The organism is Roseovarius pelagicus, from assembly GCF_025639885.1.
Classification (GTDB): domain Bacteria; phylum Pseudomonadota; class Alphaproteobacteria; order Rhodobacterales; family Rhodobacteraceae; genus Roseovarius; species Roseovarius pelagicus.
The window spans coordinates 2,022,591-2,045,698 of sequence record NZ_CP106738.1; the positions used below are offsets into that span (position 1 = coordinate 2,022,591).

Sequence of the window (23,108 nt, forward strand, 5' to 3'; positions counted from 1 at the left end):
GCGTTCAGGCGCGCATATTTGCGCCATTGGCATCATAGAGCGGTGCGGCGTGTACGGTGGCCGGGTACATCTGGCCAAGGATTTCAACCTCAAGCGCGGTGCCTCCTGCGGCCTGCGCCGCCTCTACATAGCCCATCGCGACGGATTTGCGCGCGTGATGCGCGTAGCCGCCGGAACTGACATAGCCCACCGGGCGGCCCTGCGTCAGGATCGCTTCGTCGCCGGAGACATCAATACCGTCCACGTCGATCACCAGTGTCACCAGCTTGCGCGCTGGCCCGGCACTCTGCTGGGCTAGGGTGGCTTGTTTACCAATGAAATCCTTTTTCCAGTTGATGAAAGCATCCATCCCGGATTCTACCGCGTCAAAATCGGGACGAAAATCGAGCGTCCAGACGCCCCATCCCTTTTCCAGACGCATCGACATGAGCGCACGCGCCCCGTACCAGCGCAGGCCCAGATCGGTGCCGGCCTCTTCTACCGCCTCGTAGAGACGCAGAAGGTATTGCGGGCGGCAATAGATCTCGTATCCCAATTCTCCGGAAAAGCTGATCCGGTTCAGGATAACCGGCACACCACCCACATAGGTCTGTGCCAGATCCCGAAATTTGAACGCCTCGGCGCTGACATCCTGCCGGGTGATCGCCTGGAGCAACGCACGCGATTTTGGCCCACTTAGCGCGATCCCGTGCCAGTCATCCGAGACGTTGCGATAGGTCACGTCATCGGGCACCCGCGCCTCGAACCAGCGGCGATGCGCCTCTTGCATGGCCCCAGAACCGAAGAGCATGAAGTGATCCTCGGCCAGACAGGCCACCGTCAGATCACCGTATAGTTTGCCCTTTTCGGTCAGCATCGGAGTCAGGGTCAGACGGCCCGGTTTCGGGACGTATCCGGCAAGAACTGTGTCTAGAAATGCCCGTGCCCCAATGCCTTTTACCTCGTGCTTGGCAAAATTGGCGATTTCGATCGCGCCGACGGCCTCGCGTACGGCCTTGACCTCGCGCGCGACATAGTCGAACGAGCGGTTGCGCTCGAATGTCGGTTCTTCATGGGCATCCTCTGGTCCGTCCGCGAACCATAGCGCGTTTTCCAACCCAAAGCCCTGATCCATCACCGCGCCCTTGGCCACCAGCCGATCATAAAGCGAAGTGGTTTTCTGCAATCGGCCTTTTGGCAGCGTTTCATTCGGGAAGGTCATTACAAAGCGGCGCTCGTAATTCTCTGTCGATTTCACGGTGCCCCAATCGGGGCTGGCCCAGTCGCCAAAGCGCGCCACGTCCATCGCCCAGACATCAATGCTGGGTTCGCCGTCGATCATCCATTCGGCCATGGTCAGCCCAACGCCACCGCCCTGACAGAACCCGGCCATGACGCCCACGGCGCACCAGTAGTTGCGCATACCCGGCACCGGGCCGATCATCGGGTTGCCATCGGGGCCGAAGGTGAACGGACCGTTGATCGCATCCTTTATCCCGGTATTGGCGAGCGCCGGGATACGCTCAAACCCTAGTTCCAGACGGTCGGCAATGCGTTCCAGATCGGGTTGAAGCAGTTCATGGCCGAAATCCCATGGCGTACCTTCAACCTTCCATGGCGTGCCGCGCGGTTCATACGTACCCAGCAGCATGCCTTGGCGTTCCTGCCGAAAGTAGATGTTCGCCTCGTAATCGATACCACAAGGCAGGCGATCAGAACGGCTGGCGATTTCGGGGATTGCCTCGGTGATCAGGTAATGATGCTCCATCGGTTGCACAGGAATATTGATGCCCTGCATATGGCCCACCTCGCGCGCCCAGAGGCCGCCGCAATTGACGATGTGTTCTGCGTTGATCACCCCCTGCGGGGTGGTCACATCCCAGCTGCCGTCGGCGCGCTGTTTCGTCTCTGTTGCGGGGCAATGGGTGAAAAATTGCGCGCCGTGAACCTTGGCCGCCTTGGCAAAGGCGTAGGTGGCGCCGGATGGGTCCAGATCGCCGTCCTGATCATCCCAGAGCGCCGCGAGATAGTGTTTTGGGTCGATCAGCGGATGCCGTTCCGACACCTCGGAGGGGCTGATGAATTCCTGATGCAGGCCCATGTAGCGCGCTTTTGAGCGTTCGCGTTTGAGATAGTCATACCATGTCTTGTTCGAGGCAAGGTAGAAGCCGCCGGTGATGTGCAGGCCGACGCTGTGCCCACTAAGTTCCTCGATCTCCTTGTATAGGTCGATGGTATAGCTTTGCAGGCGGCTGATATTGGGATCGCTGCTAATGGTATGGATTTGCCCCGCCGCGTGCCAGCTGCTGCCGCTGGTCAGTTCGTTGCGCTCCAGCAGGACAACATCCTTCCAGCCAAACTTGGCCAGATGGAACAGAATAGAGCATCCGACGACACCGCCGCCGATGATCACGGCCTTGGCGTGAGAGGGAAGTTTCTTGCCGCCGGCTTCGACGTTTTGCTGGATCTCGGGCATATCGGGGTTCCTGTCTTAGAGATCGTCGTAAATGAGAAAGTGAAAGGACCAGAAGCCGGTCAGCTCTGTATCCTCGCAACGCAGTTTCGCGACCGTCACACGGTCTGTCGCACGATGTATCGCGTAGCGGTCGCGCAGCAGCCGACACTCCCAATCACCGGGCGCATAGAGATCGTAGAAATCAATCCGATCCAGCGCGGGAAAGCCCGTTTCCGTCTCATTCGGCGGGTAGGCGTCGCGGAGGATGGCAAGCTGCGCGCGCGCCGCCTTGCGCAAACCAAATGGCGTCGCCAGTTGTACGTCGCCCCGCATCAGCGCGCCGTTATGCAGCGACAGCGGCACGTCCTCCCAGATGTTGTCCCAAATCGGCTCTGCGCCGATCTCGCGCAGTATGTCCATCATGGCATGCGTCACGCCTGCGCGCTCGGTTACCACGCCGGGCACCAGCAGGTCATTCTCGGGCAGGTGGTTCAGCGTCATTCGGCGCAGCGGCCAGTAGCGTGTGGCCTCGCCCGTATCCAGTGCGACTTCGATCAGGTGCTGGTCGTGCAGCCCGGCAAAGTGCGACCCGAGGTTATCGACGATGTCGCGCAGCACATAGATATGCGTCTGCGTCGCGGCCATAACGCGGTCCTCGGATTGTGTCAGTCGCGGCGGGGTCGCGGTCGCCGGGGTGGCGATGAACAGCGCGCAGATCAGGCAGATGAGGCGTGTCATTTTCCGGGCGTCACGCATGTCACGACCTCTGGTGTTTGGTCAGAAGCGTGTTGATCTCAGCCTCGTCCGCGGCCCGCGCCAGCCCCGAAAAATCGCCATTCAACATCCCCTGCGCCGCGTTGATCGCAGCGCCATATGCCACCCGCGCCAGTGATCCGCCCACCGACAGGCGTGCGGCCCCGAGTGCGGCGAAATCGGCATGCGTCAGCGATGCATAGCGGCCCGACGTCAGCACGTTCACCGGCACCGAAACGCTGTCGATGATCCGGCGCAGCGCGTCCGTATCAGGGGGGCAGGAACATAAACACAATCAGCACCGACAGCCTCATAGGCCTGAATGCGGCGGATCGCCTCGTCCACGTCGTACTGGTTCGTCATCACCCCATCGGCGCGGGCAACCAGTACAAAATCGCGTGGCAAGGTGCGCGCGGCACTGGCCGCGGCGCGGATGCGTTCGACGGCCAGATCGAAATCGTAAGCGGCGCATCCGGGTAGCGCGGTATCCTCGATCGAACAACCCGCCAGCCCCACCTCAGCCGCCATGCGAATGGTGTCAGCCACGGTTTCAGGAGCCTCGCCAAAGCCATTTTCGAAATCGCCCGAAACAGGCACTGTTACGGCTGAAATCAGTTCTTGTGCATGCGTCAGCGCCTCGTCGCGCGTCAGCGTTCCGCCATCAACACGCCCTTGGGTAAAGGCATGACCCGCGGACGTGGTCGCAATCGCCTCGACGCCCAGCGCCTGCATCATCCGCGCCGATCCCTTGTCCCATGCGTTGACCAGCAAAAACGGATCACCCGTGCGGTGCAGCGCGCGAAATGTTGCTCCGATATCTGGCATCACGTGTCCCAATCCATCACGACCTTGCCGGAATTGCCGGATATCATTGCGGCAAAGCCTTCTTCGAAATCGTCGATCCCGATGCGGTGGGTGATCAGGCCGGACACGTCGAGGCCGGATTGCACCAATGCGATCATCTTGTACCAGGTCTCGAACATCTCGCGGCCATAGATGCCTTTGACATGCAGCATCTTGAAGATGATCTTGTTCCAGTCGACGGCGAATTCGGTCGGCGCGATGCCCAGCAGCGCGATTTTGCCACCGTTATTCATGCGCGAAATCATCTGTTGCATCGCCGCCGCCGCGCCGGACATTTCCAGCCCCACGTCGAAGCCTTCGGTCATGCCGATACGGTCCATGACATCCTCCAGATTTTCCTCCGAAACGTCGACCACATGCTGCACGCCCATCTCGCGGGCCAGGCTCAACCGATATGGGTTGATATCGGTGATCACCGTCTTGCGCGCGCCGACCTTTTGCGCGACCAGTGCGCCCATGATCCCAATGGGGCCAGCCCCCGTCACCAGCACATCCTCGCCCACCAGATCAAAACTGAGCGCGGTGTGAACGGCATTGCCGAAAGGGTCAAAGATCGCTGCGATTTCGTCAGTGATATCCTCCGGAATCGGCACCACGTTGGCCTCTGGAATGCACAGATATTCAGCAAAACTACCGGGACGGTTAACGCCGACGCCCTTGGTGTTGCGGCAGAGCTGTCCGCGCCCGGCACGGCAATTTCGGCAGGTACCACAGACGATATGGCCCTCGCCACTGACCCGTTGGCCAATCTTGTATTTCACGGCCGCCGCGCCGGTATCAACGATCTCGCCCACGAATTCGTGGCCAACCACCATGGGAACGGGCACCACCTTGGCGCTGAATTCGTCCCATTTCCAGATATGCACATCGGTACCACAGATTGCGGATTTCTTGACTTTGATCAGCACGTCACTTGGACCCGGTTCGGGGACCGGAACATATTCCATCCACAGCCCCGGTTCGGGTTTGGCTTTCACAAGTGCTTTCATTTCGTTTTTCATGTCGTCCCCCAAAGGTCTGTCGAGAGGTATTTCAATCCGCTGTCGCAGATCACGATGGCAATGGTGCCGCCCTGCTCGCGGGTCTGCAGCAGGTGGATCGCGGCGGCCAGATTGGCCCCGGCGGAATAGCCACCGAAAACGCCCTCACGGCGTGCCAGCAGCCTTGCCGCTTTGCGGGCCTCATTGCCGGAAACAGTCTCTGTTCCGGCCAAATCAACGTCTTTCAGATGCGTCAACTCCGACATCGAATAACCGCCGCCCTGTATCGGGTGTTGCGCCTGATCCGGCTCTACCGCGTAGCAATGCACGCCCTTGGGTGCGAAATACCGCGCGCAGCCGCCCAACGTCCCACCCGATCCGACAAAGTCGCAAAACGCGGTAATGCTGCCACCCGACTGCTGCCATATCTCAGGTGCCGTACCGGTCTGATGCGCCGCCGTGTTTGCAGGCATCCGAAACTGATCGGCACGGAATGCGCCGCGCTCGCGTGTCAGAGTCTGCGCCGCCTCTTCGACCAGTGCCAGATCGGCACCGGACACTTCGCCCGCACGCGCACCACTTGCTTGGCGCACCAGCACCACTTCTGCGCCCAAGGCCCGCATCATCCTAGCGCGCTCGGGCGAGTTGCCTTCACTCATCACTGCGACGAATGGATGGCCCAACACGCCACAAACAATTGCCAGCCCGGTGCCCATGTTGCCCGAAGTCAGCTCGACCACCGTCTGCCCGGCTGCCAATACGCCACTGGCGCGCGCCGCCTCAATCGTATAACGCGCCGCACGGTCTTTCTTGGAAAAGCCGGGCAACAGATAATCAAGTTTGGCCAATATACGTCCGTCATAGCCGATTTCGTCTCTGATCCGGCTTAATTCGACCAGAGGCGTCGCTTCCATTGCATCTATGACAGATGTCAGGATCACTTGATGACCCCCAGATTCCGACCGACCAAAGCAAAGGCGTCGATTGCCGTATCCAGCTGATCCCGTGTCAGTCCCGCACTCATCTGCGTGCGGATACGGTCTTGGGATTTCGGCACCACTGGAAAGCTGAACGCCGTGACATAGACCCCATGTTCGCCCAGCTTGGCAGCCATTTGCTGTGCCAGTTTCGGATCGCGTAACATCACCGGGATGATCGCATGGCTGCCCGGCAACAGCTCGAACCCCAGTTCCGTCATGCGCGCCCGGAAATGCGCGGCGTTGTCCCAAAGTTGCGCGCGCAGACCATCGCCCGCCTCGACCAGATCGAACATCTTGAGCGAGGCCGCCGCTATGACCGGCGCGACGGCGTTGGAGAAAAGATATGGGCGGGAACGTTGTCGCAGCCAATCCACCACTTTTGCAGAAGCGACCGTATACCCACCCGACGCGCCGCCCAGCGCCTTACCCAGCGTGCCGGTCATGATATCGACCCGGCCCATGACACCGCAATGCTCTGCCGTGCCACGACCCGTGGCCCCAACAAAGCCGGTCGAGTGGCAATCGTCGACCATGACCATCGCATCGTATTTTTCCGCCAGATCGCAGATCTCGTCCAGCTTGGCGTAATAGCCATCCATTGAGAACACGCCATCGGTGGCAATCAGGCGGTGCCGCGCGCCCTGCGATTCCTTAAGGCAACGTTCCAGATCAACCATGTCAGAGTTGGCATAGCGATGCCTCTGCGCCTTGCACAGACGCACACCGTCGATGATACTGGCATGGTTCAGAGCGTCCGAAATGATCGCATCCTCCGGACCGAGGATGGTTTCAAACAACCCCGCATTGGCGTCAAAGCACGACGGGTAGAGGATGCAGTCCTCCATCCCCAAAAATGCCGCGATGCGCGCCTCCAGCGCCTTGTGGTCCTCCTGCGTGCCGCAAATGAATCGCACCGACGCCATGCCGAATCCATAGCGATCCAGCGCAGCTTTGGCCGCGTCTATGATCTCTGCATTGTCCGCCAGTCCCAGATAATTATTGGCGCATAGGTTGATCACCTGCGCCCCACCTGCCAGCGTCACCCGCCCCGATTGCGGCGAGGTGATCACGCGCTCGGTCTTGTACAACCCCTCTTCGCGCAGACCATCCAACCGTCCGCCGATATCCTCGTCAAACTTATCTGATGCTCGCATGTCCTGCCCTTCCCTTGACATGGCCCTGTTCATTTACTGGCCAACAATATCCCGAGGGTTTGGGGGCTGGCCCCAATTCCCACATTTTAGACTAGTACCATGCCTCAGGAATTTCTGTTTTACGACGGGCAATATAATCGCGCAGTTCTTCGTCCTTAGCTTCGTCCAGATCAGGCTGCTCATAGTGTGCCAGCATCCCCGTCCAACGGGCGTGCGCGCGCATTCGCATATCCTGCGACCCACCATCCTCCCAGCTTTCGACGTTTTCCGAGTCGCTTAGGGCCGGTTCATAGAATGCCGTCTGGTAGTTACGCATCGTGTGTGCGCAGCCCAGAAAGTGCCCAGCTGGTTCCACCTCGGTATAGGCGTCGCGCGCCAATCCCTCGTCGCTGATGTCCAATCCCGCCAGCACCTTTTGATAGCTGCCCAGCCGATCGGCATCCATCACCAGCTTTTCAAACCCGGTGCACAGCCCGCCCTCTAGCCATCCCGCCGCATGCAGGACAAAATTTGCCCCGGCCAGCATCGTGGAATGCATCGAATCCGCACTCTCATATGCGGCTTGCGCGTCTTCGACCTTTGAGGCGGTCAGCGACCCGCCACAACGCAGGGGCAGGCCCACACGGCGGGCCATTTGGCCGATGGCATAATTGCTCAGCACCGGCTCGGGCATGCCGAATGTCGGCGCGCCGGATTTCAGGCTCATCGAGCTGAGGAAGTTTCCCAATACAAACGGCGCGCCGGGGCGGATCAATTGCGAAAACGCGCAGCACATCATTGCCTCGGCCATTGCCTGCGTGACAGAGGCGGCCGTGCTGACCGGCCCCATCGCGCCACTGAGGATGAAGGGAACCACGATGATACCCTGACCGCGACCACAATAGGTCTGGATCGCCTGCGTCACCACCTTGTCCACCAGCAGGGGCGAGTTGGTGTTGACGTTGCCCATGATGACGCAGTTTTCCTGCATGAAATCAGCGCCATGCAGGATTTCGGCCATATCGACGCTGTCTTGTGCGCGGCTCTGCTCGGTAATCGCGCCCAAGTGCGGTTTGTCGCTGCGCGTCATATGGGTGTAGACCATATCGAGATGGCGATGGCTGACCGGCACATCGCAAGGCTCGCAGATCACCAGACCCGTGTGATGCAGGTTCGGGTGCATATACGCGAGCTTCACTAGTTTCTCGAAGCTTTCCATATCGCCGTAGCGTCGCCCACTGGCCAGATCGCGAACAAAAGGCGCGCCATAGATCGGGGCAAAGACCTGATGATTGCCGCCGATGCGCACATTGCGCGCCGGGTTGCGGGCCACTTGGGTAAATTCGCGCGGTGCCTTGGCACAAAGGGCACGAATCCAGTCGGCAGGGGCGCGCACACGGGTGCCATCCACCTTGGCGCCAGCCTCCGTCCAGATGCGCAACGCCTCTGGATCATCGCGAAATTCCAGCCCGAGGTCCTGCATGATCCAGTCAACCTGGGCTTCGAGCCGTTCAATGCCGTCGTCGTTGATCGGATCGAAGAACGGCAGTCGCCGCTCGACATGCGGTGAGGCAAGGTCAGGCGCCCAGCCTGCATCCACATCACGTCTGGTCCGTGCACGTCTGGCCATGGGCCGATCCTCCCTGATCATCCCGGCAGGCTACATTGTATAGTTGGTCACGTGATCCTTGAAAAATCTGAGGCAATGGATAACGTCAAATTATGCAAGAACTATGGAAACTGGTCGCCTCGCCGCGGCACCTTCTGGTCTTTGAGGCGGCGGCGCGCCTTGGGTCCTTTACCCGCGCTGCGCGCGAGATGAATGTTCAACAACCTGCCGTGAGCGCCGCGATCAAGCAGTTAGAAGGGGCGTTGGGCACAGCCCTGTTTCGCCGTGCGCATCGGTCGGTAGTGCTGACTCTGGCGGGTGAGCGGCTGTATACGGATGTATCAGGGGCTTTTTCGCGTATTCTGGACAGCGCACGCAGTCTGGCGGTGCGCAGCGCGGGGGACCGGGTCACGCTGTCGGCCTCGACCGCATTTGCCCATTACTGGATGGTCCCGCGGCTGGCAGAGTTTCACGCCGCCCATCCCGACGTTGACCTGCGTCTGCAAACGTCGGACCGAGAGCCGGATATTGATGCCGAGGGGATTAGCCTTGCCATAAGGCGTGGCAATGGCAACTGGCCCAATTGCGAGAGCCACCTGATCGCTGCCGAAGTGATCGCACCGATTGCTGCACCACGGGTGATGGCAGCGGCGGTCAATCTGCGCTCGATCGGCAATCTGGGCAGTCAGCCACTGATCCATTTGGAAGAGCCGGTGCGCGACCGTCCGACATGGTCGGATTTCTTTCGCCACTGGCGTGTGCCCTATGCCGAACCGCGCGCAGGGTTGCGTCTGAACGATTATGCGCTGGTTTTGCAGGCTACGATGGCCGGAGAAGGCTTTGCCTTGGGCTGGCGGCACACCACAACGGCGCTGGTACAACAGGGGTTATTGACGGAACGGGCGGACTGGGCGTGGGAAACCGGACCGGGGTTCTATCTGGTGTGGTCAACCAGTACGCCGCTCTCGCAACAGGCCAAGGCGACCCGCGACTGGCTGATCTCCTTCGCAGCTACGTAGGGTGAGTTTTCAACCCACCGCCGCTGGATCACACCGCAATGCGCGGCCGTCCCGATGCTTCGACCGTGATCTCACCCTCTAGAAACACCTCTCGGGCTTCCGCTTTGGCCGTGCGCAAATCACGCGTGGCGCTCACTTGGATATCTTCGGCACCGGCAGCTTCGGCCTCTTGGCGTGCGGATGCCTCAAGCATGGTTTGCAATGTACTCAGCGCCTCTTCGGCAGTTCCAAAGTCTGCTGGGCCGCTGTCCAGATGCACGCGGTACAATCCCTCAGAGGGGCTGGTGACTGTGCCGCTGCGCCGGATCGTAACCCGGCCCACGACGGCGCCGATGGCGTTAGCGACACCGGCATGTTCCGGCAGGATCATCTCGCACCCCAGACGCTGACCCACAGCCGGGTAATAGCTGGCCGCAGAGGCACCAAGACCCACAACAGGCACGTTCAGACCCGCATCCAGCCGGATCAGGCCGCGATAGCCATCCATTCCGTGCGCGATCAGCACGTGGCGCGCCAGCTGTTCGGGCGGCGGACCAAAGGGGCGTTCCTCTTCGGCGAACGCTGTTTCCAGCAGAACCATAACCGTCTGATAGGTCAACCTATTGACGATCATATCCGCCAGGCTCTGCGCATCGTCAGCCAGCGTATTGCCCGATCCGGTGCGCTTGCGGCTCATCAGTGTCAGCGCCTTTTCCGCGGCCTCTGCATCCCACGCATCCACGCGCCCCAAAACATGGCTGGCATCCGATGGGGTCACGCCCGACACCTGCACCAATCCGCGCGTAACAAGGCGGCGCAACGCCTGTTGTTCCATTCTTGTGTGCAGAACCGCGCCGACGGGATGCACGGCATCGCCAATCCGGGTCAGAAAACCCGCGTCGCGTTCTGACAGCCCACCTGCATCTATCCCCGGCACGGCCCGGACAAAAATCCCGTCATATTCCCCCGGCACGGCACTGCGCAGCTGTGCATCCAGTGTCCGGTGGACGATATCCGGCGATTCATGCGCGATCAGGCTGACAGGCAGCACCCGGCGCGGGCCAAGCGTGACGCCACCCGTCAAGCCTTCGTCCACCACGTGCACCTCGCTGTCTCCACCCAGACCCGTGGTGCGCATCGCCACTGCCTCGACCATGGTGCGCCACGGGCCGACCTGTGCGCCGCCCGGATCAATCATCGGCCGACCATCGCGCAGCACCGCCACGTCGGTGGTCGTTCCACCAATATCCGACACCAGCGCATGGGTGGCGCCGGTCATCCAGCTGGCCCCGACGATCGACGCCGCCGGGCCACTGAGGATTGTCTCGATCGGACGCGCGCGTGCCTGTGTCGCACTGATCAGCGCGCCATCGCCGCGCACCACCATCAATGGCGCTGTCACGCCGAGTTCGGCCAGCTTGCCCTCTGCCTTGTCGATGAGGCGCGCAATCATGCCGATCAGCCGTGCGTTGAGCAGCGCGGTCAGTGCCCGTTTCGGACCGTTCAGCTTGGCCGACAGGTGATGCGAGCAAGAGACGGGTCGCCCGGTGATCTGGGTGATCATCTCGGCGGCCGCCAGCTCGTGCGCGGGGTTGCGCGTGCCAAACTGCGCAGCGACCGCATAGGCCGAAATGCCGTGATCCTCTTGCAACCACGCCAGCAGCGCCTCGCGATCCAGCGCACGCGCCTCACCACCCGCGTGGTTGTGACCGCCACTGAGGATGATCGCCGGATCCCCGCCCAGCGCGGCGCGCAGACCGTGACCATCAAGATCCTGTTCGCGAAAGCCGATGTAAACGAGGCCGACGCGCCCACCCTGCCCCTCGACCAGCGCATTGGTCGCCAGCGTGGTGGACAGCGACGCCAGCGCAATATCCCCCGGGTCGGTCCCGCTGGCCGCCAGCACGTTCGCCACGGCACCACCAATGCCGATGGCCAGATCGTGGCGCGTGGTCAGCGCCTTGGCGCTGGCGATCACCTCGACCTCATCGCGCAACAAAACCGCATCAGTATAGGTCCCGCCCGTATCCACACCCAACAAGATCGCCATCGTCATCTCCATTTGCCCGTCAGTCGGGGTGTAGCTGCTTTGGCACCCTATGCCAGTCCATTTGCGTCAGATTTCAGCCGCATAAGCGCCCAGCGCGCCGCATCGGCCACCTCCGGCGCGGTGGCGTTCACATGCGCCTCTGCCGCCGGGATCAGATCGGCGCGCCCCGAATTACCGATGGCATAGAGTACATTGCGCAGGAACCGGTCCACGCCGATCCGCTTGATCGGGCTGCCGGAAAACTTCGCGCGAAACGTCGTATCATCCAGCTGAGCAAGTTCGGCCAGTGGCGGCGCGATCAGGTCATCGCGCGCATGATACCGCGTCTCGCGTGCGGTCTGGGCAAACTTGTTCCATGGGCAAACCGCCAGACAATCGTCGCAGCCATAGATGTGATTACCCATCAGTGATCGCAGCGCCGGGTCGACGGGGCCTTTATGCTCGATCGTCAGATAGGAAATACAGCGCCGCGCATCCAGTCTGTAGGGGGCCGGAAACGCTTCTGTCGGGCAGACATCAAGACACGCCCGGCAGGAGCCGCAATGGTCGATTTCCGCTGGATCAGTGTCTAAATCCAACGTCGTGAAAATCGACCCGATAAAAAACCAACTGCCCAAATCACGGCTGACCAGATTGGTGTGTTTGCCTTGCCAGCCTAGGCCCGCCGCCTGCCCCAGCGGTTTTTCCGGCACGGGCGCAGTGTCCACAAAGACCTTGACCCCTGCGGGTTCGGCATCGGCCCCTTGCGGGCCAGCCTCGGCGATCAACCACCGAGCAAGACGTTTAAGCCGCTTCTTGACCAGATCGTGATAATCGCGGTTTCGGGCATAAACAGACACTGTTCCAACATCTGGCCGGGTCAGAGTCTCCATCGGGTCGGTGTCGGGGGTATAGCTCTCGCCAAGCATGATCACCGAACGCGCCTCGGGCCATAACGCCGCCGGATCACCCCGCCAGTGACTGCGCTCTTCCAGCCAGTTCATCTGCCCATGCTGGCCCGCCTCCAGAAACGCAGAGAGCCGCTCGGGCACTTGCGGTACGTCCCACGGTCGACAAATGCGCGTCAGATCAAATCCCTCTTCCAGCGCGCGCGCAAGCAGGGCGTCTTTCAGACCGGCCATGCTTCTGCTTTGCAAAAATACTCAGTGAGGCGGCGCAACACGCCCATGTCAAAAATCCAGATCAGCGTAATGCGCAGGCGGTGTGAAGCCCGGCACCTGATCGGTCAGAATGTTGCGGAAGGCCGGGCGCGACTTGATCTTGGCGTACCAGTCCTTAACCACCTCCGAGCGGTTCCAGTCCACGTCTGAAATATAGTCGAGCGCACTGAGATGCGCCGCAGCCGCGAAATCTGCCAGCGTCATCACATCGCCTGCCAGCCAGCGCCGATGGTCCAGCAGCCACGTCATGTAATCGAGGTGATACTTTATCGCACGCGCCCCGGACTTCACGTTGCCGCTGTCAGGATAGCCAGAGCCCATGACTTTCTTGTTGACCCGTTCATAGAGCAGTTTCGAGGTAACCTCATGGTGAAACTTGTCATCGAACCATGCCACCAGCCGGCGTACTTCATAGCGTGCCTCGGTACCGCGCGGCATTAGGGCTGGTTCTGGATATTTCTCTTCCAGATACTCGCAGATTGGCGCGCTTTCGGACAATGTCTTTCCATCAATGCGCAGCACCGGCACCTTACCGGCAGGATTGCGGCGCAGGAATTCTGTGCTTTGCTCCCAATAGCGTTCCTCGATCAGTTCGCACTCGATCCGCTTTTCGGCAAGACTGAGCCGCACCTTGCGGCAGAAGGGGGACAACGGGACATGATAGAGTTTGGCCATGAGCGGCGGGTACCTTTGACAGAGCGTATATCTTCCATGCCTGCTCTGGCAGTGATTTTCAATCCTCGAAACAGGCGGCGCGACCGTCACGGCGGATGGTGGCCGCCCCGTCCATGATCGCGGCCGTTCGTTTGCGTATCCAGTCGGTGGGCTTGCTGGCTGAGCGCCCCTTTGGGTCGGGCAGCACAGCGGCCAGCCGCGCCGCCTGTCGGGCTGTCAGCGCCTCTGGGCCAACGCCAAAGTAGTGGCGCGCTGCTGCCTCGACACCAAAGATGCCTTCGTCAAACTCAGCGATGTTCAGATAGACTTCGACGATCCGCCGTTTGGGCCAGATGGCCTCGACCAGCGGCGTCATCAACGCTTCCAGTGCCTTTCGCGACCAGCTGCGCCCATGCCAGAGATAGACATTCTTGACTGTTTGCTGGCTCAGGGTCGATGCCCCGCGCGCACCGCCCTCTTCGATCACGGCGCGAATCGCGCCCATGTCAAAACCCCAGTGAGAGCAGAAATTGGCGTCTTCCGCCGCCACCACGGCGCGCGCCATGACCGGTGCAACCTTATCCAGCGCGACCCATTCACGGTCCACGCCCCCAAGGCGCTGTGCCTCTTGGCGCATGTAAAATGTCGGGCCGGGCGCGACATAGCGGTGCACCAGTGCCGCCAGCCCGACAGAAACAACTGAAACCAGCACGCACCACAGCACAAAACGCCGCAATCCACCAAGGATGCCACGGCCCGGCGACGGGGCGGTTTTGCGAGATTTGGTTTTCTTGGCCATATCTGACTGTTGTTAAAGCCTTTTGCGATCTTCCTGAATCAGGGAATACGCAGAAGGCCCACATACCTTTAATGTTGTGGGTCTTTTGCATCGAATTTGTCAGGCAGATTAAGTGCAAAACGCATTAGCGCGCTGGCGGCGCGGCGGCAACACCGACGAACACCAATGCAGCACTTTGCATGGCTGGTGAAATGAGTATTTTCGGAACGATGAAACGCCAAACCCGTGCCTTTCATCGTTCCCGGATACTCTACCTTCCACGCCTGCCGCGTCAGGACTGTCCGAGATGGTCAACAACGGTAAAGTGTTGGGCCAAGGCGCCAACCTCGCCAAGGTAACGCTCGACAAGTTTCAGATCAGACGGCGCGGCGCTGACGCCCGGCGCGATCTCGCCACGGGCGACTGATTCAATCGCCAGCGAGACCGGGATCGACACCAAACGCGCCATTGCCGTACCGCGTGCGTCGCCCCATGCGTCCATCACAAAGGTTTTGTGCCAGACCACAGCACCGTCCCGCTCTGCCTTGAGTGCTACGCAAAGGACCACGCGATCCGGCTCGCCCTCGGCATAGGCGTTTTCGCCCCAGAACGTGTCGGACATTTCCTTGAGCCGCGCATCGCCGGACGGTCCCTCCAGCGTTTCGATTTCGGCAAAGACGTCTTTCCACGCCTCGGTCCAGCCGTTCAGACGCAAAGTGCCGCGCACGAACTCCTTGACCCGCCAATCGGCACCGAATTCGTACTGCTCGATAAAGGGCACGCTGTCGCGGTTGGGGTAGACTTCGAATGTCTCGGGGGCCGCCAGTGGCGCGGTATAGCTGCTGATCGCGTCCCACGGGCGCGCGACATTGCGTTCGGCATGATCGCGGATCGAACGCGATGGCGAGCGTAATGCCTTAAGCACCCCAAGCGGCGACCAGCTGAACTTGTAGCGGAACGGGTTCGGGTGCTTGGGGATGCCCCCGCAATAAGAAATGAACGACAGATCGTTCTTCGCATCAAACGCAGGGCTGTTGCGGTAATCGGCGATAAGGGCGTGGGCCATAAGGTGGTCAATACCGGGATCGAGCCCGACCTCGTTGACCGCACAGACGCCCGCCGCCTCGGCGCGCGCGTGCAGGCTACGCATTTCCGGCGAGACATATGACGAACTGACAAAATGCGCGCCCTTGCCAATGCACATTTCTGCCAGACGGGCATGCCAGTCGCCGGGAAGCATCGAGACGACAATATCGCCCGGCTGTGTCTCGGCCGTCAGGGCGTCCATGTCAAAGGCCTGAATGCGTTGGGTCAGATCGCCGACCGCCTCTTCGGCGGTTTCGACGGTCCGGTTCCAGACGCTGACCTCGTGGCCTGCCTGAATCAGACGTCTGAGGCCGGGAATCGCAGAGAGGCCAGTGCCGCACCAGTGGATTGTCATATCAGAGGCCTTTCATCGCATCATTGTAAGTATCTTGTGCCCGTTTCCAGACGCCAGCATCCAGATTGCCCAGTGTTTTCAGCGAGGGCAAGAGTTGAGCCGCATAATCTGTCGAGGATTCGACCGGCAAGAGCGAAGGCAGGTTGTCGATTGCCATCACATCCATCGGCGGCGTGTCATGGACGCGCGTGGCCGGCGCGGCCCAATCTGTGGCCGCCGAATAGATCGGCACCGGATTGTAATCACTGTCCGGGTCGCAAGCGACATCGCCAACGACACTAAGGCGGCGGTCGGCACCCAGCGCCGATTGCGGCACAAAAACCGGCGTGCCGGGGCGTGCGAAAATACAGTTGAGAAAGATATCATGCGACAGAATTTCCGGAAATGGTCCGCCGGTCGCTGTTTCAGCCATATCCCAGCGGGTCGGGTCGATTCCCATCGCCGTACACAGATCAGCCGCCCCCGCGCCAACGCGCCCCAATGCGCCGATGATGATGGCTCTGGGCGCATCGCACCCGTCCAGATCGCGCGCCAGATCGGCCAGCAGCGCGTCTTTGTCAGCGTAGGTGCTGACCGCCGGACAGATCCCGCCCGCCTGTTGCGCGGCCCAGCTTTTTAGCGCGACAGCGGCACCCGCGTAGCCCGCCCAGTATCCAAAGGCGGCAACACGGCGGCCATCTTCGTCCACGAGGTATTCCAGATCATAGAGCGTGCCGCCGCCCGCCTTGAACCGCTCCAGCAGGGCGCGGCCGGAATGCTGCCCTTTGAAGGCGTGGCCGAACATGATGTGGCGATGCGGCAGGGGGGTGCCGTCCTCTGGCAACTCCTTCAACCCGAAAATGATCGCGTCACGCGGCGCATCGGGCCAACTGTTTTCCGGCGCGATGGCGCAGCCCGCCGCCACATAGCCCTCCAGCGGGATCGCGCGTACGCTACTCTGCTCGACCGTGACCCGGATGCCAGCGGCGATCAGTTCGGCCGCGCCCTCTGGCGTCAGCGGCGTGCGTTCCTCGAACGGGCGCTGCTCGGCCCGGACCCATAGATGTGTCATTCGTTGTCCCTCTACAGCATACCGGCGGCGCGTACAGATTTCACCGAGGCGCGCTCTTCCATCGCGGCGAGAAAGGCCCGGATTTTAGGGAAGGGCGCGGTATCGACGCCGTCGCCTTCGAGCCAGTGGCACAGCATAAAGAGATATGGATCGGCAACTGTCAGCGCCGCGCCGTTCACCAACGGGCCGCGCAGGCAGTGGTCCTCGACATAACGCGCGCAGGCGGTCATCGTCTCGGGCACTTTGGCCGCCATATCCGCATGGCTGCTGGCCTCGTTCGCCCAGCGTGCGCCGCGCATCTTGTGCGCGTGGTTGGGATGCATCGTGCTGGCCAGATAATACATCACGGCACGCACATGCGCAGCCTCCAGCGGATCGGTGGGCATCAGCCCCGCATCCGGTGCCGTAGCCGCGATATATTCCAGAATCGCCCCAGTTTCGGTCAGCAATGTGCCATCCAGATCGAGCACGGGTACCCGGCCTTTGGGGTTGATCGCGTGGTAGGCCGGTTTGGTCTGTTCGCCTGCTGCGAAATCGACAGGTCGCGGGGTGAACTCTTTCCCCGCCTCGTACAGGGCGATGGCAGAGGCAATCGAGATCGTGCCTTTGGCGTAATACAGCTTCATGGTGCAATCCTTTTGGCGTCGGGGAGCGGGGTTATATGAATGTGCGGGCATGAGCGCGGTCAGGCGCGTCAAGGTGAGGTGTGGCGTTGAACGTGGCCAGCATCAGGCGTTCGTGCACGTAGCTAAGCCGATGCAGCGAGCTGTTCATAGTTTGCAGCATGACATGGGCCATACCGGCATTGTCCAGCGTCAGAACGTGGCGCAGGACCATCCCGATCACGCCGCCCGATGTCACGACCAGAACGCGGCCATGTTGACCGCAGAGTTCCTCGATCAACCCGGTCACACGTCTATGAAATCCGTCGAACGTTTCAGGCACCGCGTCCAGTCGCCCCGCCGCCCAGTGGTCAATCACTTCTGGCAGGTGGCGGGCAAATTCGCGCGCAGTGGTCGGGGCGGGGACGCCGTACTGACGTTCCATCGCCTGGGCCAGATCGAAATAGGTCAGTTCGTTCAGGCGTTCGTCCTGATGATCGGGCGTATAACCCATTGCACGGGCCGTGCCGACCTGCCGGTGCAGCGTGCCGGTCACGACGTGGTCAAAATGCGAGATCAGTCGTGCCCAGATGCGCGCCCAGCCATGCGGCCTGCTGATGGCCCAGATCAGACAGTCGGTCATAGGCTGCCTCGTCGGTGGCGGCGCTGTTGGCCTGCCCGTGCCGCACCAGAATGATCTCCGTCACGTTGCTGTTCTCCGATCCTGTGGGATTGGGCCGCAAGTTAGCGAAGGGGGCAGAGAGGTTAAAGATGACTGCGAAAATATTTCGGCGCATCCACGCGATCAGTGTTCCGCCCACCCCGTCATGCCAACAGCACACGAGTGGGCGGAAAAATGCGTTCAGGTCAGTGCCCGGCGCAGTCGTGGAAGCCGGGTCAGGATCAGCATATCCAGAGCCAGCACGCTGAGCAGTGCGAGGCCCGCCATGGGAAACGCCATCGACACCGCCAGACCGACCAGAGCCGCCCCTTGCCATAGTGGCATTTCGCGTGGAAACGGCGGAGCAGCGAGGCGACCTGATCCGGCCGGGCGACGTTTCCACCACAGCACGACGGAACTGGCACACAAGAACAGGACCGACAGGCAAACTGCGGTGTTGGCCAGCACGCTCCACAAGCCCAGCGTACCCATATGCAGTGCGATGCCGACGGCCATTGCCTTGCCAAACCATGAATAATCAGCATAGCGCACATCGGCCAGAATATTGCCCGTGAACTGATCCACATGCACGGTGCGATCTGACATCGGGTCAGTGCTGTCGGTGTTCATCGAATCGCGGTTGATGGTCCAGACAGCCGTATCCGACGTTGGCACCGCCAGCTGATAGCGCCCGTCAAAGCCGATTTTGCGCGCCAGCGCATCAATGTTGTCGACCGCCGGGGACGTATTCACACCCGGTTGTCCGGCATCGCTACCAGACGCAGGCAGCGGGGTTTGCTCCAGCGCCCAAGGCACTTCGCGCCGATCATGGTTCATGCTGGCATGGATATCGTCGGACAGCGGTACGTTGTCCCATTTCTCAGCCGGGAACTGGCTCCAGGCCTGCACCATCTTTTCTCCCCAGATACCTGCCCATGAAAGGCCGGAAATGAGGAAGAACACCAAAAACAACGATACCCAGATGCCGACGACGCCATGCAGCGATTTCCATAGATTGCGCCCCGCTGACACTGTCGGCACAAACGCGCGCCGCCATGCGCCGCCCCTAGGCCACCACATGTAGAGGCCGGTGGCAATCAGCACGAGCGCAAGCGAGGCAGCGGTTTCCAACAACCGGTCGCCCGTCACCCCAAGCATCAGATCCGAGTGGATGTTATCGAAGAAATCGTACCATCCACTGCGGCGCGGAAACGTTTCAATCACCTGCGCGGTATAGGGATCAACCGCGACCATGATCGCATCCCCGTCCGCATCGACCCGGAACAGAGCGGCGACATCTGCCGAGCGCGGGGCGACGTAGGTTTTCAGTGTTCCATCAGGAACGGCGGCAACCGCTGCCTCGGCCTGCACTGAAACGGCCATTGTGGTTTCTTGCGCGATGACTGGCGTATGCTCACCGTCGCGACCGTCAATCCATGCAATCCACAGCATCGACATGCCGGTAATCGCGAGAATGCTGAGAAACGGGATCGCAAACAGCCCCGCATAGAAATGCCAGCGCCATGCGGCGAAGTAGAGTTTGTTGGCACCTGTTGCTTCAGGTGCATTCGTATCGAGTGTAGTCATGGGAAAATCCAAGCCTTTGATGGCCCGCAAATGCGGGCTGATAAATCTGAATAGTGACGTCAGATCAGGCGTGGGGCGGCGCGCGGCTGCGTTGATTGGAATCAAGCGGTTTGGCGTGATGACGCAACAAGGCCAAATGGCGCATTTGCGAGATTGCCACAGGCAGGTGCCGTGAGGGACCGGGCGCGATAACGGGTGTCATCATCGTATCCACCAGCCGACATGCCTCGCAGTCGGGGCCATTGCCAAATGTGTCGTCCAAAGTGCCACAGATCCCTTCCAGACTACCCGCGATCTGCAGATAGGCCTCAAGATCGGGAGAATTCTGTGTCTGGGCCGTCTTGTGCGCGAACCCTACCGCCGTCAGGGCGACGGTCAGCACAGATACGATCATCAGGCGCATGGATATGGAATACATACGTTTCACAGCGCTACCGATACGTCATGGCAGGCGCCCTCGCCAGAGAAATTTTCGCCTCGTTTTCCTCGACGGCCCATTGGGGTATGGCGCAAAGCTGCGGGCAGGTGTCGGGATTGGCAGCCTTTCTTTTTGGCAGGCATGATCTAATCTGGGGCAACATCTACGAAAGAGGCCCGTGCATGTCCGATACCATCCGATTCACGCTCGACGGTACAGAGGTCGAGGCTGCGGCAGGTCAGACCATCTGGGAGGTCGCCAATGGCCGCGGTCTGGTGATCCCGCATCTGTGCCACAAGCCCGCGCCGGGGTATCGCCCCGATGGCAACTGTCGCGCCTGCATGGTCGAGATCGAAGGCGAGCGTGTACTGGCCGCGTCGTGCATCCGCGAGCCTGCCGATGGCATGGTCGTCACCACGAATTCCGCCCGAGCCGAGGCAGCGCGCAAGATGGTCGTGGAAATGCTGGTCGCGGACCAACCCGCGCAGGATGTGGCCCACGACAAATCCAGCCACCTTTGGGACATGGCCGAAATGCAAGGCGTATCCGAGAGCCGCTTTCCCAAGCTGGAAGAGGGACGCATTCCGCTGCTGGATGACAGCCATGTAGCGATGTCGGTCAATCTGGACGCTTGCATCCAGTGCGGGCTGTGCGTGCGGGCATGCCGCGAGGTGCAAGTCAACGACGTGATCGGCATGGCCGGGCGCGGACATGACAGCTATCCCACGTTCGACTTTGCGGATCCGATGGGGGCCAGCACTTGTGTAGCCTGCGGCGAATGTGTGCAGGCCTGCCCCACCGGTGCGCTGATGCCCGCCACTGTGGTGGACGACAACCAAGTTGGCGACCGCGCTGATTACGACAGCGAAACCAAGAGCATCTGCCCATTCTGCGGCGTTGGTTGCCAGATTTCGCTAAAGGTAAAAGACGGTAAGGTGAAATATGTCGAGGGGATCAACGGCCCTGCAAACGAGGGAAGGCTGTGCGTCAAGGGACGGTTTGGGTTCGATTACATCCACCACCCGCATCGCCTGACCAAACCGATGATCCGACGCGACGACGCGCCCGAAAAGGGATTGAACGTCGAACCGGGCAACTGGCAAGAATTCTTTCGCGAGGTCAGCTGGGACGAGGCGCTGGATTTCGCCGCCAACGGACTAAAGGGCCGCGGACGCGAGGTCGCTGGTTTCGGCAGCGCCAAATGCACCAACGAAGAGGCGTATCTGTTTCAGAAGTTCATCCGCCAAGGCTTTGGCCATAACAACGTCGACCACTGTACGCGGCTGTGCCATGCGTCTTCGGTCTTTGCACTGGTTGAAAACGTCGGCTCGGGCGGTGTCACCGCCACCTTCAATGAGATCGAGAATGCCGATGTGGCCATTATCATCGGTGCCAACCCGGTCGAGAACCACCCCGTCGCGGCCACCTATTTCAAGCAGTTCACCAAGCGCGGTGGCAAGCTGATCGTGATGGATCCGCGCGGCGTAGGCCTGCGCCGGTTCGCGACGCATATGCTGCAATTCCGGCCCGGCGCGGACGTCGCCATGCTGAACGCGATCATGCACACGATCGTCGAAGAAAACCTGTACGACCAGCAATATATCGACGCCTACACCGAGAACTGGGAGGCGGAAAAAGCGCATCTCAAGGACTTCTCACCCGAGAAAATGGCCGATCTCTGCGGCATCCCCGCCGAAACGTTGCGCGCGGTGGCACGTGATTTTGCCACGGCAAAATCCGGCATGATTTTCTGGGGGATGGGCGTCAGTCAGCACATCCACGGCACCGATAACTCGCGCTGTCTGATCTCTTTGGCATTGATGTGTGGCCATGTCGGCCGTCCGGGCACCGGGCTACATCCATTGCGCGGCCAGAACAACGTGCAGGGTGCCAGCGATGCGGGCCTGATGCCGATGTTCCTGCCCGACTACCAGACCGTGACGGATGACAAAGTGCGCGCAGCATTCACCGGTGTCTGGGGATCGGATGATTTCAGCGCCGAGAAGGGACTGACCGTCACCGAAATCATGGATGCGGTCCATGATGGGGATATCAAGGCGATGTATATTCTGGGTGAAAACCCGGCGATGTCTGATCCGGACGTGGAACATGCGCGCGACGCGCTGGCCAAGCTGGATCATCTGGTGGTGCAAGATATCTTTGTCACCGAAACGGCCAACTATGCCGATGTTATCCTGCCTGCCTCGACGCTGTATGAAAAAAACGGGACCGTATCGAACACCAACCGACAGGTGCAGATGGTGCGTCCCGCCGTACCGCCGCCGGGCGATGCGCGCGAGGACTGGACCATCCAGATCGAGCTGGCCAAGCGCTGCGGTCTGGACTGGCGCTATACGCACCCCTCCGAGGTCTATGCGGAAATGACCCTGAACATGGCGTCGCTCGACAACATCACCTGGGAGCGGCTGGAAAAAACCGCCGTCACCTATCCCAGTCTCAGCCCCGAGGACCCCGGTCAGGCCGTGGTGTTTGGCGATGGCTTCCCCCGGCCCGAAGGACGGGCCAAGTTCACGCCCGCCAACGTGATCGCGCCTGACGATACGCCGGATGCGGAATACCCGATGATCCTGACCACGGGGCGGCAACTGGAACACTGGCACACCGGCTCAATGACCCGCCGGGCCAGCGTGCTGGACGCGGTCGAACCGGAAGCGAATTGTTCGATGCATCCCGCCACCTTGCGCCAACTGGGTGTAGAACCGGGTGGCATGGTCCAGCTGACCACCAAGCGCGGCACAATCACGGTCATGGCCCGCGCCGACCGGGCGATTGCACCTGACATGGTCTTCCTGCCCTTTGCTTATGTCGAGGCGGCAGCCAATATCCTGACCAACCCGGCGATTGATCCTTATGGCAAGATCCCCGAATTCAAATTCTCGGCGGTAAAAGTCGAGGCCGCTGATGCGCAGGTGGCTGCAGAGTAACTCTGGGCGC

The 23,108-nt window shown here is 60.8% G+C and carries 21 protein-coding genes; 2 read left to right on the forward strand and 19 right to left on the reverse strand.

The features are described from left to right. Positions 1 to 4: 4 nt before the first annotated feature. From N7U68_RS11160 to N7U68_RS11190, 8 genes are all read right to left on the reverse strand, one after another. Positions 5 to 2,455 carry a GcvT family protein gene (locus N7U68_RS11160; RefSeq protein ID WP_263046844.1) on the reverse strand — a complete coding sequence of 817 codons (2,451 nt, stop codon included), beginning with the start codon at positions 2,453 to 2,455 and terminating at the stop codon, positions 5 to 7. Between the two features lie 15 nt (positions 2,456 to 2,470). Further along, positions 2,471 to 3,172, reverse strand: a complete 702-nt coding sequence (locus N7U68_RS11165; protein WP_263046845.1) for a hypothetical protein — start codon at positions 3,170 to 3,172, stop codon at positions 2,471 to 2,473. A gap of 19 nt (positions 3,173 to 3,191) precedes the next feature. Continuing rightward, positions 3,192 to 3,419, reverse strand: coding sequence for a hypothetical protein (locus N7U68_RS20990; protein ID WP_308446132.1), 228 nt, complete (start codon positions 3,417 to 3,419; stop codon positions 3,192 to 3,194). Then, a complete protein-coding gene (locus N7U68_RS11170) occupies positions 3,410 to 4,012 on the reverse strand; it encodes an isocitrate lyase/PEP mutase family protein (RefSeq protein ID WP_308446133.1) in 603 nt (200 codons plus the stop codon). The genes N7U68_RS20990 and N7U68_RS11170 overlap by 10 nt, the downstream gene beginning before the upstream one ends. Further along, on the reverse strand, positions 4,012 to 5,040 hold the full coding sequence (gene tdh / locus N7U68_RS11175; protein ID WP_263049147.1) for an L-threonine 3-dehydrogenase: 1,029 nt from the start codon (positions 5,038 to 5,040) through the stop codon (positions 4,012 to 4,014). Before tdh ends, N7U68_RS11170 begins: the two co-directional genes overlap by 1 nt. A gap of 8 nt (positions 5,041 to 5,048) precedes the next feature. Next, on the reverse strand, positions 5,049 to 5,972 hold the full coding sequence (locus N7U68_RS11180; RefSeq protein ID WP_263046846.1) for a PLP-dependent cysteine synthase family protein: 924 nt from the start codon (positions 5,970 to 5,972) through the stop codon (positions 5,049 to 5,051). Continuing rightward, a complete protein-coding gene (locus tag N7U68_RS11185) occupies positions 5,969 to 7,165 on the reverse strand; it encodes a glycine C-acetyltransferase (protein ID WP_263046847.1) in 1,197 nt (398 codons plus the stop codon). The genes N7U68_RS11180 and N7U68_RS11185 overlap by 4 nt, the downstream gene beginning before the upstream one ends. A gap of 91 nt (positions 7,166 to 7,256) precedes the next feature. Further along, positions 7,257 to 8,774: a trimethylamine methyltransferase family protein gene (locus tag N7U68_RS11190; RefSeq protein ID WP_165195495.1), complete on the reverse strand. Its 1,518-nt coding sequence runs from the start codon at positions 8,772 to 8,774 to the stop codon at positions 7,257 to 7,259. Between the two features lie 92 nt (positions 8,775 to 8,866). Between N7U68_RS11190 and N7U68_RS11195 the strand changes: the two genes are divergently transcribed. Then, positions 8,867 to 9,772 (forward strand): LysR substrate-binding domain-containing protein, encoded by a 906-nt coding sequence (locus tag N7U68_RS11195; RefSeq protein ID WP_263046848.1) that lies wholly within the window; start codon positions 8,867 to 8,869, stop codon positions 9,770 to 9,772. A 28-nt stretch (positions 9,773 to 9,800) separates the two neighbouring features. Here N7U68_RS11195 and N7U68_RS11200 read toward each other — a convergent pair whose 3' ends face one another. The 11 genes from N7U68_RS11200 to N7U68_RS11245 form a co-directional block, all read right to left on the reverse strand. After that, positions 9,801 to 11,801 carry a hydantoinase/oxoprolinase N-terminal domain-containing protein gene (locus N7U68_RS11200; RefSeq protein ID WP_165195491.1) on the reverse strand — a complete coding sequence of 667 codons (2,001 nt, stop codon included), beginning with the start codon at positions 11,799 to 11,801 and terminating at the stop codon, positions 9,801 to 9,803. Positions 11,802 to 11,848: 47 nt separating this feature from the next. Continuing rightward, a complete protein-coding gene (gene queG, locus N7U68_RS11205; protein WP_263046849.1) occupies positions 11,849 to 12,922 on the reverse strand; it encodes a tRNA epoxyqueuosine(34) reductase QueG in 1,074 nt (357 codons plus the stop codon). Positions 12,923 to 12,970: 48 nt separating this feature from the next. Further along, positions 12,971 to 13,636: an FtsZ-binding protein FzlA gene (fzlA, locus tag N7U68_RS11210; RefSeq protein ID WP_165195487.1), complete on the reverse strand. Its 666-nt coding sequence runs from the start codon at positions 13,634 to 13,636 to the stop codon at positions 12,971 to 12,973. 58 nt (positions 13,637 to 13,694) lie between these two features. Continuing rightward, positions 13,695 to 14,414, reverse strand: a complete 720-nt coding sequence (mtgA, locus tag N7U68_RS11215) for a monofunctional biosynthetic peptidoglycan transglycosylase (RefSeq protein ID WP_263046850.1) — start codon at positions 14,412 to 14,414, stop codon at positions 13,695 to 13,697. A 271-nt stretch (positions 14,415 to 14,685) separates the two neighbouring features. Beyond that, positions 14,686 to 15,834 carry a saccharopine dehydrogenase family protein gene (locus tag N7U68_RS11220; RefSeq protein ID WP_165195483.1) on the reverse strand — a complete coding sequence of 383 codons (1,149 nt, stop codon included), beginning with the start codon at positions 15,832 to 15,834 and terminating at the stop codon, positions 14,686 to 14,688. A gap of 1 nt (position 15,835) precedes the next feature. Continuing rightward, positions 15,836 to 16,885, reverse strand: coding sequence for a saccharopine dehydrogenase (locus N7U68_RS11225; protein ID WP_263046851.1), 1,050 nt, complete (start codon positions 16,883 to 16,885; stop codon positions 15,836 to 15,838). A gap of 11 nt (positions 16,886 to 16,896) precedes the next feature. Beyond that, positions 16,897 to 17,511, reverse strand: a complete 615-nt coding sequence (locus N7U68_RS11230) for a glutathione S-transferase family protein (protein WP_263046852.1) — start codon at positions 17,509 to 17,511, stop codon at positions 16,897 to 16,899. Between the two features lie 31 nt (positions 17,512 to 17,542). Next, on the reverse strand, positions 17,543 to 18,001 hold the full coding sequence (locus N7U68_RS11235; RefSeq protein ID WP_308446184.1) for a histidine phosphatase family protein: 459 nt from the start codon (positions 17,999 to 18,001) through the stop codon (positions 17,543 to 17,545). 49 nt (positions 18,002 to 18,050) lie between these two features. Then, positions 18,051 to 18,194: a histidine phosphatase family protein gene (locus tag N7U68_RS20995; RefSeq protein ID WP_308446134.1), complete on the reverse strand. Its 144-nt coding sequence runs from the start codon at positions 18,192 to 18,194 to the stop codon at positions 18,051 to 18,053. 155 nt (positions 18,195 to 18,349) lie between these two features. Then, positions 18,350 to 19,735, reverse strand: coding sequence for a PepSY-associated TM helix domain-containing protein (locus N7U68_RS11240; RefSeq protein WP_263046853.1), 1,386 nt, complete (start codon positions 19,733 to 19,735; stop codon positions 18,350 to 18,352). Between the two features lie 64 nt (positions 19,736 to 19,799). Further along, on the reverse strand, positions 19,800 to 20,153 hold the full coding sequence (locus N7U68_RS11245; RefSeq protein WP_165195473.1) for a hypothetical protein: 354 nt from the start codon (positions 20,151 to 20,153) through the stop codon (positions 19,800 to 19,802). Positions 20,154 to 20,335: 182 nt separating this feature from the next. On the opposite strand from N7U68_RS11245, the gene fdhF reads away from it, so the two are divergent. Next, a complete protein-coding gene (gene fdhF / locus N7U68_RS11250) occupies positions 20,336 to 23,098 on the forward strand; it encodes a formate dehydrogenase subunit alpha (protein WP_263046854.1) in 2,763 nt (920 codons plus the stop codon). Positions 23,099 to 23,108: the final 10 nt, after the last annotated feature.

Bases quoted from the DNA above. Each gene is read 5' to 3' on its own strand.
- N7U68_RS11160 (WP_263046844.1), bottom strand. From the start codon at position 2,455: ATGCCCGAGATCCAGCAAAACGTCGAAGCCGGCGGCAAGAAACTTCCC.
- N7U68_RS11165 (WP_263046845.1), bottom strand. From the start codon at position 3,172: ATGACACGCCTCATCTGCCTGATCTGCGCGCTGTTCATCGCCACCCCG.
- N7U68_RS11170 (WP_308446133.1), bottom strand. From the start codon at position 4,012: ATGCCAGATATCGGAGCAACATTTCGCGCGCTGCACCGCACGGGTGAT.
- tdh (WP_263049147.1), bottom strand. From the start codon at position 5,040: ATGAAAGCACTTGTGAAAGCCAAACCCGAACCGGGGCTGTGGATGGAA.
- N7U68_RS11185 (WP_263046847.1), bottom strand. From the start codon at position 7,165: ATGCGAGCATCAGATAAGTTTGACGAGGATATCGGCGGACGGTTGGAT.
- N7U68_RS11190 (WP_165195495.1), bottom strand. From the start codon at position 8,774: ATGGCCAGACGTGCACGGACCAGACGTGATGTGGATGCAGGCTGGGCG.
- N7U68_RS11195 (WP_263046848.1), top strand. From the start codon at position 8,867: ATGCAAGAACTATGGAAACTGGTCGCCTCGCCGCGGCACCTTCTGGTC.
- N7U68_RS11200 (WP_165195491.1), bottom strand. From the start codon at position 11,801: ATGGCGATCTTGTTGGGTGTGGATACGGGCGGGACCTATACTGATGCG.
- queG (WP_263046849.1), bottom strand. From the start codon at position 12,922: ATGGCCGGTCTGAAAGACGCCCTGCTTGCGCGCGCGCTGGAAGAGGGA.
- fzlA (WP_165195487.1), bottom strand. From the start codon at position 13,636: ATGGCCAAACTCTATCATGTCCCGTTGTCCCCCTTCTGCCGCAAGGTG.
- mtgA (WP_263046850.1), bottom strand. From the start codon at position 14,414: ATGGCCAAGAAAACCAAATCTCGCAAAACCGCCCCGTCGCCGGGCCGT.
- N7U68_RS11220 (WP_165195483.1), bottom strand. From the start codon at position 15,834: ATGACAATCCACTGGTGCGGCACTGGCCTCTCTGCGATTCCCGGCCTC.
- N7U68_RS11225 (WP_263046851.1), bottom strand. From the start codon at position 16,885: ATGACACATCTATGGGTCCGGGCCGAGCAGCGCCCGTTCGAGGAACGC.
- N7U68_RS11230 (WP_263046852.1), bottom strand. From the start codon at position 17,511: ATGAAGCTGTATTACGCCAAAGGCACGATCTCGATTGCCTCTGCCATC.
- N7U68_RS11235 (WP_308446184.1), bottom strand. From the start codon at position 18,001: ATGGGTTATACGCCCGATCATCAGGACGAACGCCTGAACGAACTGACC.
- N7U68_RS11240 (WP_263046853.1), bottom strand. From the start codon at position 19,735: ATGACTACACTCGATACGAATGCACCTGAAGCAACAGGTGCCAACAAA.
- N7U68_RS11245 (WP_165195473.1), bottom strand. From the start codon at position 20,153: ATGTATTCCATATCCATGCGCCTGATGATCGTATCTGTGCTGACCGTC.
- fdhF (WP_263046854.1), top strand. From the start codon at position 20,336: ATGTCCGATACCATCCGATTCACGCTCGACGGTACAGAGGTCGAGGCT.